The sequence below is a fragment of the Sphingomonas sanxanigenens DSM 19645 = NX02 genome (assembly GCF_000512205.2).
Classification (GTDB): Bacteria; Pseudomonadota; Alphaproteobacteria; order Sphingomonadales; family Sphingomonadaceae; genus Sphingomonas_D; species Sphingomonas_D sanxanigenens.
In genome coordinates this window covers 68,396-82,484 of record NZ_CP006644.1, presented here as the reverse complement: position 1 = coordinate 82,484, position 14,089 = coordinate 68,396, and the positions used below count along the sequence as shown (strand labels likewise).

At 66.4% G+C, this 14,089-nt stretch carries 13 protein-coding genes; 3 read left to right on the top strand and 10 right to left on the bottom strand.

The window, feature by feature from the left end; genetic code table 11:
• Positions 1-185 precede the first annotated feature (185 nt).
• From NX02_RS00415 to petA, 5 genes are all read right to left on the bottom strand, one after another.
• Positions 186-3,776 (bottom strand): beta strand repeat-containing protein, encoded by a 3,591-nt coding sequence (locus NX02_RS00415; protein ID WP_025290240.1) that lies wholly within the window; start codon positions 3,774-3,776, stop codon positions 186-188.
• Positions 3,777-3,957: 181 nt separating this feature from the next.
• Positions 3,958-4,497 carry an adenine phosphoribosyltransferase gene (locus NX02_RS00410; RefSeq protein ID WP_025290239.1) on the bottom strand — a complete coding sequence of 180 codons (540 nt, stop codon included), beginning with the start codon at positions 4,495-4,497 and terminating at the stop codon, positions 3,958-3,960.
• A 102-nt stretch (positions 4,498-4,599) separates the two neighbouring features.
• Positions 4,600-5,442, bottom strand: coding sequence for a cytochrome c1 (locus tag NX02_RS00405; RefSeq protein ID WP_025290238.1), 843 nt, complete (start codon positions 5,440-5,442; stop codon positions 4,600-4,602).
• Between the two features lie 15 nt (positions 5,443-5,457).
• Positions 5,458-6,753, bottom strand: a complete 1,296-nt coding sequence (locus tag NX02_RS00400) for a cytochrome b (protein ID WP_025290237.1) — start codon at positions 6,751-6,753, stop codon at positions 5,458-5,460.
• 11 nt (positions 6,754-6,764) lie between these two features.
• Positions 6,765-7,334, bottom strand: coding sequence for a ubiquinol-cytochrome c reductase iron-sulfur subunit (petA, locus tag NX02_RS00395; RefSeq protein ID WP_025290236.1), 570 nt, complete (start codon positions 7,332-7,334; stop codon positions 6,765-6,767).
• Between the two features lie 191 nt (positions 7,335-7,525).
• Between petA and NX02_RS00390 the strand changes: the two genes are divergently transcribed.
• From NX02_RS00390 to NX02_RS00380, 3 genes are all read left to right on the top strand, one after another.
• Positions 7,526-7,975: a tRNA (cytidine(34)-2'-O)-methyltransferase gene (locus NX02_RS00390; RefSeq protein WP_025290235.1), complete on the top strand. Its 450-nt coding sequence runs from the start codon at positions 7,526-7,528 to the stop codon at positions 7,973-7,975.
• A gap of 80 nt (positions 7,976-8,055) precedes the next feature.
• Positions 8,056-8,910, top strand: coding sequence for an oxygen-dependent coproporphyrinogen oxidase (gene hemF / locus NX02_RS00385; RefSeq protein WP_025290234.1), 855 nt, complete (start codon positions 8,056-8,058; stop codon positions 8,908-8,910).
• Positions 8,901-9,488: a GNAT family N-acetyltransferase gene (locus tag NX02_RS00380; RefSeq protein ID WP_025290233.1), complete on the top strand. Its 588-nt coding sequence runs from the start codon at positions 8,901-8,903 to the stop codon at positions 9,486-9,488. The genes hemF and NX02_RS00380 overlap by 10 nt, the downstream gene beginning before the upstream one ends.
• A 47-nt stretch (positions 9,489-9,535) precedes the next feature.
• Here NX02_RS00380 and NX02_RS00375 read toward each other — a convergent pair whose 3' ends face one another.
• From NX02_RS00375 to NX02_RS00355, 5 genes are all read right to left on the bottom strand, one after another.
• Positions 9,536-10,108, bottom strand: coding sequence for a nucleotidyltransferase family protein (locus NX02_RS00375; protein ID WP_025290232.1), 573 nt, complete (start codon positions 10,106-10,108; stop codon positions 9,536-9,538).
• Entirely contained in the window at positions 10,095-11,012 is a 918-nt protein-coding gene (locus tag NX02_RS00370) for an XdhC family protein (protein ID WP_025290231.1), read from the bottom strand. The genes NX02_RS00375 and NX02_RS00370 overlap by 14 nt, the downstream gene beginning before the upstream one ends.
• 169 nt (positions 11,013-11,181) lie before the next feature.
• Positions 11,182-11,694 (bottom strand): peptidoglycan-associated lipoprotein Pal, encoded by a 513-nt coding sequence (gene pal, locus NX02_RS00365; RefSeq protein WP_025290230.1) that lies wholly within the window; start codon positions 11,692-11,694, stop codon positions 11,182-11,184.
• Positions 11,695-11,817: 123 nt separating this feature from the next.
• Positions 11,818-13,209, bottom strand: a complete 1,392-nt coding sequence (tolB, locus tag NX02_RS00360) for a Tol-Pal system beta propeller repeat protein TolB (RefSeq protein ID WP_047099711.1) — start codon at positions 13,207-13,209, stop codon at positions 11,818-11,820.
• Positions 13,206-14,066, bottom strand: coding sequence for a hypothetical protein (locus NX02_RS00355; protein WP_025290228.1), 861 nt, complete (start codon positions 14,064-14,066; stop codon positions 13,206-13,208). The genes tolB and NX02_RS00355 overlap by 4 nt, the downstream gene beginning before the upstream one ends.
• Positions 14,067-14,089: the final 23 nt, after the last annotated feature.

Genomic DNA, 14,089 nt, shown 5'->3' with positions numbered 1-14,089 from the left:
CGATCGCAGGGCGAAACGCTCCCAATGAACGGATCCGGACCGGAATGCGCGCGGCCCGTGCCGGCTTATACCGGGCCCCGATGCACGCGGGCGGTGCGCACCGACTACCGGCCGCGCATGTCCCGAAGGTTTCGCGAGAGTAAGCTTTGGTCGCCTAACGCCGCGTGACGACGTTCAGGACTGGCTCAGAGCAGCCAGTCCGTCGTCAGCCCGCGAACGTCGCCGGTGAACAGGACGGAGAAATCCGCGATCCCGTTGCCGTCGGTATCGCCGCGCAAGCTGGTGGTGGCCGTCGCCGCATCGAACGCCAGCACCAGTTCGCCGACCGTACCGGTGAAGGCGGACACGATCGCGAACGCGCCATCGCCCGCCCCTGCACCGTCGGCGTCGATTGCCGAGAGATCGAGGACGTCCCCTGCCACGAAATCGGTGATGCGGTCGGCATTGGCGCTCGCGGGGCTCTGGATCGTCGAAAGATAGACGAACCGGTCGTTGCCAGCCCCGCCGGTGAGCGTGTCGCGCCCCGCGCCGCCGGTCAGGATGTCGTTGCCGGCGCCGCCCCTCAGCACGTCATTGCCATTGCCGCCATCCAGCGTGTCCGCACCGGTGCCACCGTCGATCAGGTCATTGCCGACGCCGCCGCTGATCGCGTTGTTCTGCGCATTGCCGGTCAGCACATCGTCCATCGTCGAACCGACGAGATTCTCGATGCTGGACAGGGTATCGACCCCGGCGCCGATCGTATCCTGCGCGGCGGTCACCAGCAGGCTGATCGTCACCCCCGCGCCCACCGCCGCATAGCTGGCTGTATCGATCCCCGCCCCGCCGGACAGCAGGTCATTTCCCAACCCGCCCGCGAGCAGATCATTGCCGGCATTGCCGATCAGCACATTGTCGGCGGCATCGCCGGTCAACTGGTCGTCATGTGCGGATCCGGTGAGGTTCTCGATGCCCGAAAGCGTATCGGTTCCCGCCGCGAGCGTTGACTGCGCACCCGTGAGCAACAGGCTGACGCGCACCGCACCTGCGGCTGCCGCATAGCTGGCAGTGTCGATTCCCACCCCGCCGATCAGCACATCATTGCCGAGATTGCCGGTTAGCACATCGTCGCCATAGCCGCCGTTCAGCACATTGCCGTAACCGTCTCCCGACAGGACGTCATCGCGATAGCCGCCGATCAGATTCTCGATGCCGCGGATGGTATCTATGCCGGCGTCACCGGTGTTTTGGGCGGAAACCAGCAGCAGCGTGACACTCAGCGGTCCGCCCAACTCCGAATAGTCGAGCGTGTCGATGCCGTAGCCTCCATCGATCAGGTCACTGCCATAGCCGCCGATGATCCGATCATTGCCCGCGCCGCCATAGAGGCGATCATTGCCGAAGCTATCAGCCAGCACATCGTCGAACGCGCTGCCGATCACGCCCTCGATCCCGATCAGCGTGTCGGTGCCGCCCCCGCCCGTGGCCTGCGGCGCCACGAAGAACAGATCGACCGTTACGGCCGAAATGGCGTCGGCATAGCTGACGATGTCGATGCCTGCACCGCCCTCCAGCCGGTCATTGCGTGCGCCACCCACAAGCGTGTCGTCACCGTCGCCGCCGATCAGCGTATCATTGCCGTCGAAACCGGTCAGCAGGTCGTTGCCGACGCCACCCTCCATCCGGTTGACGCCGACGGTACCGGCCAGCGTATCGTGAAAGGCGCTGCCGACGATATTCTCGAAGCCCGAAAGCGTATCGATCCCTGCGCCGATCGTGTTCTGCGCGACAGCGATCGCCAGATCGACCTTCACGCGCGCCGCCGCCGACGCATAGCTGATCGTGTCGATACCGCCGCCGCCGGCGAGGATGTTCGCCGCCGTGGCGCCCGCGATCCAGTCATCGTAGCGCGTACCCACCAAATTCTCGATGCCGACGAGAATGTCTCCCCCGGTGTCACCTGAACTATAGCCGGTTCTGAGATCGACCGTGATGCCGGCTGTTGCCGCGGTATAGCTGACGCTGTCGATGCCCAGCCCACCGTCGAGCCGGTCAGCGCCCGCGCCGCCGGAAAGCTGATCATTGCCAGCGCCGCCGAACAGGTTGTTGTCGGCGGCGTCACCCATCAGCGCATCGTCATAGGCGGTGCCAACCAGACTCTCGACGTCCTGAAGCGTATCACGCCCGCCGCCCAGAGTGTCCTGCGCGGTCGTGATCGCAAGGTCCACTGCAACGCGCGACCGCACCGACTCGTAGCTGACGGTGTCTCTACCGGTGCCGCCGAACAGCGTATCGTCTCCGGCACCGCCATCGAGCCAGTCATTGCCGGCACCGGCATTGAGACGGTCCGTGCCGGCGCCGCCCGACAACATGTCATCGCCATCGCCCCCGAAGAACAGGTCATCGCCGGCGCCACCGGTCGCCTTGTCGTTTCCCCCGCGCAGATCGAGACCGGCCGACACGAAATAAGCGATGCCATTCGTCGCAAAATCTCCTGTGACGACAACATCCCCCTGGTTGCTGCCAACCAGGTAGAGGATCGATTCGATGCCGGTCGCGGTATTTCCGTTGATCGTGACCAGCCCGCGAGACACGAGTTTCGACAGATCGATCGTCATGGCGCCCGAGTTGGCGCCCAGGATCGCCAGCGCATCATTGCCCGCACCACCGTCGAGCGTGTCGAGTCCATCGGTGAAGAGCCAATCGTCGCCGGCGCCGCCATTTAGCACGTCCCGCCCGGTGCCACCGACCAGTTGATCGTTGCCGCCGGCGCCGTCCAGCATGTCGTTACCAGAGCCTCCGTCGAAGCGGTCACCCTGAATGCCGCCCGTAGCCGCATCATGTCCGCCGTTGAGCAAGACAGAGGTGCCGCCGGACGGCAGATCACCGGTACGGACGACATCGTCATATCCGGTCATGATCCAACGATCGATCAGTTCGACACCGGTCACCGAGCCAGTGCCGATGATGCCGACGCCACCGTTCCAGAGCGCGGTCAGATCGACCGTAGTTGAGCCTTCCCCGAACTGCAGATCGATATCGATCGTGTCCTGGCCGGCACCGCCGTCGAGGATGTCTCCGCTGCCAAAGCTGAGATAATCGTTGCCGTCGCCGCCATTGAGGATATCGCGGCCGTTGCCGCCATCCAGAACATCATCGCCAGCGCCGCCGGAGATCCGGTCATCGCCATTGTCGCCATAAATCAGGTCCGCGTGGCCGCCGCCAACGGCAATGTCGTTGCCCAAATAGAGATGTAGACCGGTGCCGCGGATGACATCGAACATCGTGGCGGTCGATACATCGCCGACCTTGATGTTATCATCGAACGACGATCCGGAGAGGAAAGCGAGTTGCTCGACATTAACGATGCCCGCACCGTTCACATAGCCGATGCCACCCTGCCACAACGCCGTGAGATCGATCGAGACGCTGCTGGCGCTCCAATAGAAATAGAGATCGATCGCATCATGCCCGATTCCGCCGTCGACAGTATCGTTTCCGGTGACGATCATCAGGTCGTTGCCGGCGTCGCCGAACAGATGATTTTCGCCGGGACCACCGATCAGCGTATCATTGCCACGCCCGGCGCGGAGAAGATCATCGCCCGCCCCGCCTTCCAGCGTATCGTTGCCATCGCCGCCCTCGAGCACGTCATGCCCTTCGTCTCCAAAGAGGCGATCGGCACCGCCGAGACCCGCGAGAATGTCATCTCCTGCCTGACCGTAAATATAGTCATCGGCTATGCCGAATATGTCACCATTAAGCGTGTCGGCGATCGACGTGCCGTAAATGTACATGCGAACTATTCCCCCACCCAGTCGGGTCTAGCCCACGCGGAGGATCGTCGTCAATTCAACGAGGTACGCGGTTATCGCGCGCTTTCGACGTTACGGACATCGGAAGGTGAATCACGAAAGCGCGCCATCGCACCACTGGGGAAATCCCGAGGTTGGCAATGCATTGCGACGGGGATGGAGGTCATTCCCCCTCGAACGCGAACAAGCTCTCCGTCAGCACGCCCTGGGTGCGCAGCAGTTCGGCGCCGCCCAGATCCGGCAGGTCGATCGCGAACAGCGCGCCCACGACATGCGCGTGCGCGTGGCGGAGCAGGTTGACCGCGGCGAGCGCGGTGCCGCCGGTCGCGATCAGATCGTCGACGATCAGCACGCGCATCTCGGGGCCGACCGCGCCTTCGTGCATCTCCAGCCGGTCATGGCCATATTCCAGCGCATAATCGATGCCGATGGTGGCGCCGGGCAGCTTGCCGGGCTTGCGCAGCGGCAACAGCCCCAGCCCGAGATGCTTGGCGAGCGCCGCGCCGAAGATGAAGCCGCGCGCCTCGATCGAGACGATCAGCTGCGGCGCGAGCGGCACGGCCAGTTCGCCCAGCCGATCGACCGCGGCGGCAAAGCCGGGGCCGTCGAGGAGCAGCGTGGTGATGTCGCGGAACTGGATGCCGGGCTTCGGGAAGTCCGGGATCGTCCGTATCAGTGCCTTGAGGTCATCGTTGGACCTCATCGTCTCGCCTCCGCTCTGGTTCGGCGGCTCCTGTAGGCGGGCGCGATCAAGGGGTAAAGGGTCGGCCCCCCGCCTTCCGGGAGAGGCCGACGATTTCAGCGCTCAATGCTTCTTGCCGGCCCAGATATTCTTGTACGACAGGAAGGCCAGCACGGTCAGGATGATGAGGAAGCCGACCACCGCCACGCCGGTGCGTTTGCGGTTTTCCAGCTTGGGTTCCGCCGTCCAGGTGAGGAAGGCGGCAATGTCGCGCGCCATCTGGTCGGTGGTGGATTTGGTGCCGTCGGCATAGGTGACTTGCCCGTCACCGGTCAGCGGCGGCGCCATCGCCAGGTTAAGGTTGGCGAAATAGGGGTTGAAGTGCAGCCCGTCCGGCGTTTTCGCATCCGGGAACTCCTTCAACAGTTCGGCGGGCTGCGGCCGATAGCCGGTGATCAGCGAGTGGACATAGTTGCTGCCGTCATGCCGCGCCTTGGTGATCAGCGAGAGATCGGGCGGCAGCGCACCGGCATTGGCGGCGCGCGCCGCGACCTCGTTGGCGAACGGCGACGGGAACCGGTCCGAGGCGATCGACTTGCGCGTCGCCGGCTCGCCGGTCTCCGGGTTGATCGAGGGCTGCTCGACGACCCACTGCTCGGCGATCGCCTTGATCTCGGGTTCGCTATAGCCAAGGTCGGCGAGGTCGCGGAACGAGACCAGCCGCAGCGAGTGGCAGGCCGAGCAGACTTCCTTGTAGACCTGGAAGCCGCGCTGGAGCTGCGCACGGTCGAACTTGCCCAAGGGGCCGTCGAAGCTCCAGCTCACCTGCTTGGGGCTCAGGTGGAACTCATGCTCGACGGTCGGCACGGGGGGTTCCTCGATGTAGGAGACGACGCCCCACAGGAAGGACCAGAGGACGACGCCGACGAAACCGAGGCCGACGAGAAAGCCGATCAGACGGACCATCTTCTGAATTTCCTCTTATTCGGCCGGTTGCGCGACGGCATTGGTCGAAAGCGTGGCGCCATCCTTGCCCTTGAGCACCGCTTCGGTGATCGAGTTGGGCAGTGGCAGCGGCTTTTCGATCTTCGAGATGATCGGCAGGACGATCAGGAAGTGCGCGAAATAATAGGCTGCGGCCAGCTGTGAGATCATCACATAGGGCTCTTCCGCCGGCGCGCCGCCGCAATAGCCGAGAACGAGCACGTCGACGACGAGCACGACAAACGACTTCTTGAACAGGGGCCGGTAATTGCCCGAGCGGACCGGCGAGCGATCGAGCCACGGCAGGAAGAACAGCAGCAGGATCGCCGCGAACATCGCGAGCACGCCCCACAGCTTGGCCGGCAGGATGAAATCCACGGTGAAGGCGCGCAGGATCGCGTAGAACGGCCAGAAATACCATTCGGGGACGATGTGCGCCGGCGTGGAAAGCGGGTTGGCCGGGATATAATTGTCCGCGTGGCCCAGATAGTTCGGCGCGAAGAACAGCAGGATCGCGAAGATCAGCAGGAACACGCCGAGGCCGAAACCGTCCTTGGCCGTGTAATAGGGGTGGAACGGCACCGTATCCTGCGGCCCCTTCACGTCCACGCCGGTCGGGTTGTTCGAACCCGGAATGTGCAGCGCCCAGATGTGGAGGATGATCACCGCGGCGATCACGAACGGCAGCAGATAGTGCAGCGAGAAGAAGCGGTTGAGCGCGGCATTGTCCGGCGCGAAGCCGCCCAGCAGCCATTCCTGGATGGTCGTGCCGACCAGCGGGATCGCCGAGAACAGGCCGGTGATCACCTTGGCGCCCCAGAAGCTCATCTGCCCCCAGGGGAGCACATAGCCCATGAACGCGGTCGCCATCATCAGCAGGAAGATGACGAGGCCGAGCAGCCAGACCATCTCGCGCGGCGCCTTGTAGGATCCGTAATAGAGCCCGCGGAAGATGTGCAGATAGACGACGATGAAGAACATCGAGGCGCCGTTGGCGTGCGCATAGCGCAGCAGCCAGCCCTGGTTCACATCGCGCATGATATGTTCGACGCTGTCGAACGCCACCAGTCCGTTGGCGGCATAATGCATCGCCAGGATGATGCCGGTGAGGATCTGGATGGCGAGAGCGGCACCCGCGAGAACGCCGAAATTCCAGAAATAATTCAGGTTTCGCGGCACCGGGTAGCCCGCGCCCACCGCGTTGTAGACGAGGCGCGGCAGCGGCAGCTTCTCGTCCATATAGCGCATGAAGGGATGCTTCGGCGTATAATGCTCAGCCCAGGGAAAGCTCATATCCTGCTACCTCAACCGACCTGAACAACGGTATCCGACGTGAACGCATATTCCGGCACTTCCAGATTCTTGGGTGCCGGGCCTTTGCGAATGCGCGCGGCCGTATCGTAGTGGGAACCATGGCACGGGCAGAAATAGCCGCCGAACTCGCCCTTGGCCTCGCCTTCGCCCGCGCCGAGCGGCACGCAGCCGAGATGGGTGCAGACACCCATCGTGATCAGCCACTGCTTCTTGCCGGTCTTGGTGCGTTCCTCCAGCGTCTGCGGATCGCGCAGCGACGCCGCATCGACGCCATCGGCCGCGGCAATCTCCGCGGGCGTCAGATGCCTGACGAACAACGGCTGCTTGCGGAAGATCGTCTTGATCGCCTGGCCCGGCTGGATCGCCGACACGTCGACCTCGATCGAGGCGAGCGCAAGCACGTCCGCCGATGGGTTCATCTGGTTGACGATCGGGTAGAGCAGCGAAACGGCGCCGACGCCGGCAAAGCTCACTGCAGCAATATTGATGAAATCGCGGCGCCGGATCCCCTCCCCGCCGTTTTCACCCGTCTCTGGCTCGGTGGTGTCAAGCGTGGCCATGAAATGCCTTTGCGGTTCGAACGTGGCACATTCGGGGACCGCTTTGCGCGACGCTTTTCGACCCCCTCCCCGCCTGTTGCTCCGACGGTTGAATTCGCTGATAGCCATCGAAAGCCCCGTTTGCCAACAGCATTTTGCGCAACGGGATAATCTGCGAATCATTCGCAATTCTAGAGGCTTAGTCGAACACCGTGCGGATTGCGCTGTACCAACCCGAAATCGCCGGAAATGTCGGCGCGATCCTGCGGCTCGCCGCCTGTTTCGGCGTGGCCGTCGATCTGATCGAACCCTGCGGCTTCGCCTTTTCCGACAAGAGGTTGAAGCGCGCGGGAATGGACTATGCGGCGGATGCCGAACTCGTCCGCCATGCCGACTGGGCGGCGTTCGCCGGACAGCGCAGCGGCCGCCTCGCGCTGCTGACGACGCGCGGCAGCACGCCGATCCACGAGACGGCGTTCCGGCCCGACGATATATTGCTGTTCGGATCCGAGGGCGCGGGCGTGCCCGAGGATGTCCACGACGCCGCCGATCTCAGGATCCGCATCCCGCTCAGGCCCGGCTTCCGCTCGCTCAACATCGGCATGTCCGCCGGCATCGCGCTGGTGGAGGCGCTGCGCCAGACCGGCGGCATGCCCGAATAAGCCGCGCGCCCATCTCGACTTGGCCGCCCCCGTGCGGATAAGCCTTGCGCGCCGTTCCGAGCGTTTGAGGTGCCTTTCCGATGATCGAACTCGACCCGCAGCAACGCCAGGCCCGCGACTGGTTCGAGGCGCTGCGCGACCGCATCTGCGCCGCGTTCGAGGCGATCGAGCGCGAGGCGGGCAGCGAAGCCGCCTTCGACTATATCCCCTGGGATCGCGAGGATGCCGATGGCGAAGAAGGCGGCGGCGGCACCCGCGGGCTGATGAAGGGCAAGGTTTTCGAGAAGGTCGGCGTCAACGTTTCCACCGTCGGCGGCGCCTTTTCTCCCGAATTCGCCAGGACGATCCATGGCGCGGCGGAGAATCCGGCCTTCTTCGCGACCGGCATCAGCCTCGTCGCCCACATGGCCAATCCGCATGTCCCCGCCGTCCACATGAACACCCGCTTCCTGGTGACGGAGAAGCGCTGGTTCGGCGGCGGCGCCGATCTCAATCCGCCGATCCCCTATGACGAGGACACGGCGGACTTCCACGCCGCGTTCGAAGCGGCGCTCGCGCCGCACGGCGACCAGCTCTATCCGCATTTCAAGCAGTGGGCGGACGAGTATTTCTACATCCCCCACCGCAAGGTCCATCGCGGCGTGGGCGGCATCTTCTACGACCATCGGGAAAGCGACGACGCCGAGAGCTTCGCCGCCAATTTCGCGCTGACGCGCGCGGTCGGCGAAGCCTTCCTCGACATCTTCCCGCGCATCGTCCGCCGGCGGATGGACATGCCGTGGAACGCCGAACACCGGCAGCGCATGCTCGTCTGGCGCGGCCGCTATGCCGAATTCAACCTCGTCCATGATCGCGGCACGCTGTTCGGCCTCAAGACCGGCGGCAATATCGACGCGATCCTGATGAGCCTGCCGCCGGAAGCCGCATGGCCCTGATTGCGGTTGCTGCCGGCGAGGTCGCGACCGTCGTCACCGTGCTGGAGATGCGCCGCCGCCCGGCGCTGCGGCCGCTGCCGGCAAGCCCGCTGCGCCTCCAGCCCTGGCCCGCCGCCGTACCGGAGACCTATCGCGCGCTGTTCCGCAGGGTCGGCGCGCCCTGGCTTTGGTTTTCGCGGCTGGCGATGGACGACGCGACCCTGATCGAGACGATTCGCGATCCCGCGGTGTCGATCCATGCCGTGCTCGACCGGCGCGGCATCGAGATCGGGCTGATCGAACTCGACCATCGCACGCCCGGCGAATGCATCCTCGCCTTCTTCGCGCTCGTCCCCGAGCTCGCCGGCAAGGGCCATGGCCGCTGGATGATGGCGCAGGCGATGGCGCTCGCCTGGACCCGCGGCGTCGAGCGCGTCTGGCTGCAGACCTGCACGCTCGACCACCCTTCGGCGTTGGGTTTCTACCGCGCGCAGGGATTCGTCGCGGTCGAGCGGCGGATGGAGACGTTTCCGGATCCGCGCCTGACCGGTCTGCTGCCGCGGGATGTGGCGGGGCATGTGCCGCTGATCGAAGGGTAGGACAGCCAGGTCCGTCGGTCCGTCACGTCGAGCGGGACGACGGGCGTTTATGGCGCGCCCGCGCCATCCACCGGCCGGTCCACGTCCAGCGCGATCGCCGCACCGATCGCCAGCACCGGCGCCCCTGCCAGCAGGTCGCGTGCGCCGACATCTCCCGTCAGCTTTCCGAGATCCGCGAAGTGACGCCGCCCGATCAGCGCCGGCGGCATCCGCCGCCCACCCGCCGCGCACACCAGCAGGCCGATGTCCGGATCATAGTCCGCGCACATCCGCGCAAGGAGCGCCCCGTCGATGCGCGGCATATCGGCGAGGCAGATCAAGAGCGCCTCGACATCCAGCGCGGCCGCCGCCGCAACGCCCAGCCGGATCGAGCCGGCCATGCCCTCTTCGGGCGCGGCATTCTCGATCAGCCGCAGCCCGCCCGCCGCAAGCAGCGCCCCCAGCGCGCCGGCACCGGCGCGCACCACCGCGAACCGGCAGGCGAAACCAGCCAGCGAATCGCGTGCGTGGACGGCAAGCGGCCGCCCCGCATGGTCGGCAACCAGCTTGTCGTCGGCGCCGTAGCGACGCGAAAGCCCGCCGGCGAGCAGCAGCGCGGCGACGCGGTCAGCCGCGATCATTGAGCGCCGCGACCATCCCCGCCGCGATCGAAAGCGCGATCTCGGCCGGGCCGAGCGCGCCGATCGAGATGCCCGCCGGCCCGTCGATGCGGGCGAGCGCGGCGGGATCGACGCCGGCCGCCGCCAGCCGTTCGAGCCTTGCGGCATGGCTGCGGCGGGAGCCGAGCGCGGCGACATAGCCGGTCGGCGCCGCCAGCGCGGCGATCAGCGCCGGATCGTCGATCTTGGGATCGTGGCTCAGCGTGATCACCGCGGTGCCGGCATCGGGGCGGCGCGCCGCCACCGCGTCGTCCGGCCAGCGATCGTCGAGATCGGTGTCGGGAAAGCGTTCGGCGGTGAGGAAGCGGCCGCGGGGATCGATCACCACCGGCCGCACCTCGAGCGCGCGGGCGAGCGCGACCAGCGATTGCGCGATCTGCACCGCGCCGATGATCAGCAGCCGCCGCGGCGGCCGATAGCGATTGACGAACCCGTCCGCCGACTCGCCCAGCGCGCTCTGCCCGCTGGCGAGATCGGTCGCCACCGCCAGCGCATGGCCGTCGCGCCGCGCGTCGGCGATCGATTCGAACAGCGCGGGCGCGAAGCCGCCAGCCGAGACCGGCTGGACGAGCACCTCGATCTCTCCGCCGCAGGGCAGCCCCACCTCCCACGCCGCCGGGTCGCTGACGCCATAGCGCTTGAGCACCGCGGGGGCCCCGCCGATCACCTCCGCGGCGCTGGCGAGAATGTCTCCCTCGACGCAGCCGCCCGAGACCGAGCCGGCGAAGCGGCCATCCTCATGCACGAGCATATGGCTGCCGCGCGGCCGCGGCGCCGATCCCCAGGTGGAAACGACGGTGGCCACCGCCATCCGCGCGCCCTGCCATTCGCGCGCCTTTGCCAGAATGTCGTCGATGTCGGCCATGCTGTGGAGATTCCTCGGGATTGGGCGGCTCTAGAGAATGCGAGACGGACCCCGCCCATCCTTGAAACGGGACGGTGGCCCGCCGCGACAGATGGGAATTGTCGCGGACAAAGAAAAGCGGGCCGGATCGCCCAGGATCCGGCCCGCTTTCCTCAATCTTCGCAGACGATCAGTACTGGACGGTCACCGTCACCGCGCGGCGGTTCTGCGCCCAGGCGCTCTCGTCAGAACCCAGCGCCTTCGGCCGTTCCTTGCCGTAGCTGATCGTGCTGATCCGCGAGACCGGGATGCCGGCGGAGACCAGATAGTCCTTCGCGGCATTGGCACGGCGGGCACCGAGCGCGATGTTGTAATCGCGGGTGCCGCGCTCGTCGGCATGGCCCTCGATCGTCACGCGGACCGTCCCATGCTGGCGCAGCCACGCCGCCTGGCTATCGAGGATCACGCGGTCTTCGCTGCCGACATCATATTTGTCGGTGTCGAAATAGATCGTGTCGCCCTGGGTGTTGGCGATGAAATCCTCTTGCGATCCGGGCGTATAGCCCGGGCCGGGATCGGAGACAGGCGGCGGCGCCGGCGTCTCGCCCGGGCTCGGCGGCAGCGTTTCCGGCGGCTTCTTGGAACAACCAGCCAAGGCGACGAGCGCCAGAGCGACAGCGAAACCGGTCTTCAAATGGGCCATGTCGGTCTTCTCCTTTTGCACTTTCGCGCCCAACGGCTCGGCAGGTCGGGAACCTTTTCCGATAAAGTTGTTACGCGATCAATTCGTTCCGCGGGGGGCACCCCAAAATTTCGCGGCGCTTGCCTACGGCAGCAGCGGTCCCCAGGCGGGGTCGGACCCCGAAACCGGCGTCGGCAGCTTGCGCTCGTTGCGGCCGGTGAGGTCGACCTGCCAGATGCTCGACGTGCCCTGGCGGCCCTGCGACGTCCGGAAGAACTGGATGACGCGGCCGTTGGGCGACCAGGTGGGCGCCTCATCCTGCCAGCTGTTGGTCAGCAGCCGTTCGCCGCCGCCGCCCGGCGTCATCACGCCGATCCGGAAATTGCCGGCGATCTTGGTGAAGGCGATCAGGTCACCGCGCGGGCTCCATTCGGGCGTCGCATAGCGGCCGCCGCCGAAGCTGATCCGGCGCTGGTTGGAACCGTCTGCGTTCATCACATAGACCTGCTGGCTGCCCGAACGATCGCTCTCGAACACGATCTGCCGGCCATCGGGCGAGAAGCTGCCGCCCACGTCGATGCCCGGGGCGTTGGTCAGCCGGCGCGGCGTGCCGCCGGTTGCCGGGATCGAATAGATGTCGGTATTGGCACCGACCGTCATCGAATAGAGGATCGTCCGGCCATCGGGCGAGAAACGCGGCGCGAAGGTGGGGTTGCTGTTTTCCACCACCAGCTTCTGGCTGCCGCTGCCGACATCGTAGATGAAGATGCGCGGACGGTTGTTGAGATAGCTGAGATAGACGATCTTGCTGTAATCCGGCGAGTAGCGCGGCGTCAGCGCGATCGACTGGCCGTTGGTGATGAAGCGGTGGTTGGCACCATCCGAATCCATGATCGCCAGCCGCTTGACGCGATTCCCCTTGGGGCCGGTCTCCGCGATGTAGGCGACGCGCGAATCGAAGAAGGGGCTTTCGCCGGTCAACCGCGCATAGATCGCGTCGGCGCATTTGTGCGCGGCGCGGCGCCATTCGCCCGGCGCCACCTCGAACCCCTTCTGGGTCAGCTCGGTCTTCAGCGCGACATCGTAGAGATAGCAGCCGATCGTCAGCCGGTCGGTGCCGCTCGCGCGGACATAGCCCTGCACCAGCGCCTCGGCGCCGGTGCCCGCCCAATAGGGATATTGCGGCTGGGTGACCTCGCCGAAGGCGATGCCGCGCACCTGGCCGGGGCCCAGCGGGCGGAAGATGCCGCTGTTGCGCAGGTCGGTGGCGATCACGTCGGCGATCTGGTGGCCGAGGCGGTCGGTGGCGCCCGCCGCGGTCTGCTGCACGGCCGGCGTCGCCAGCGGCGGCACCGCGATGACGAGATCGTCGCCATTGACGTCGGCGGTGATGCGGCCGGTGTTCTCCACCGGCTGGGTCGGCGCGGGCGGTGGCGCGGCGACCTGCGCAAAGGCCGGCATGGCGCTGCCGAACAGCAGGGTCACAAGCAGCGCGCCCAGGCGCCGCGGGGTCGGGGATCGCGTGTCTCGGGTCATTCTGTCAGCCTCGCATCGAAATCGAAGGTCCAGGTCTTCCATTGCGCGTAATTTTCGCGCGGCAGCCTGAAGGGTGCCGCGCGCTTGATCGCGCGTATCGCATTTTCGGCGTGCAGCCGCATCTGCGGCGCGTTGCTCGCGGTCTTGCCGGTCTGGCCGAGGATCTGCGGCTCGCCGGCCAGCGAGCCGTCCTCGTTGAGCTCGAAGCGGATCTTGGTGACCAGCCGCTCGACGTCCACGCCCGAGGGCGGCCGCCAATAGGGCCGGATTTCGTTGCCGATAGCGGCGTTGATCGTCTGGCGCGCCGGCCCCGTGGCCTGCGCCTGCTGGCGCGTCGACGTGCTCGGCGTGTCGCGCGTATTGAGCCCCTCATCGATCCTGTCCAGCCGCCCGGTCGGCCGCACCGGCCGGTCTGGACGGCGCCGATCGGATCGGTCGCGCGGCGGCGCCGTTGCCGGCCTGGCTGGCTTCGCCTGCGGCTTCGGGTTCGGCTTGGTCGGCTTCGGATCGGGCTTGGCCGGCTTCTTCACGGGCTGCGGCGCCGGCTTGGGCGCGGGCGCCGGCTGTGGCGCCGGAGCAGGCACGGGTTCGGGCCGCGGTGCCGGCGGCAAATCCTCCGCGGGCGGCGGCGCGGTCGGCTCCGCCGGCCCTTCCACCTCGCCGCGCTTCGTCGCCGGCGCCTCGCGCGACGGGTCGGGCGCCGAACTGATGTCGGCGAATTCGTCGCTCATCACGATTTCGACCGGCTTGCTCTCGAGCGTGCCAGAGGTCTGCGCGATCTGAAGCGAGAGCAGCGCGAACAGCGCGACGTGCGCGACGACCGCGACGCCCAGGCCGGCACGATCGGCCCTATCCATCGGCAACGGCCCCACGCGCAGGC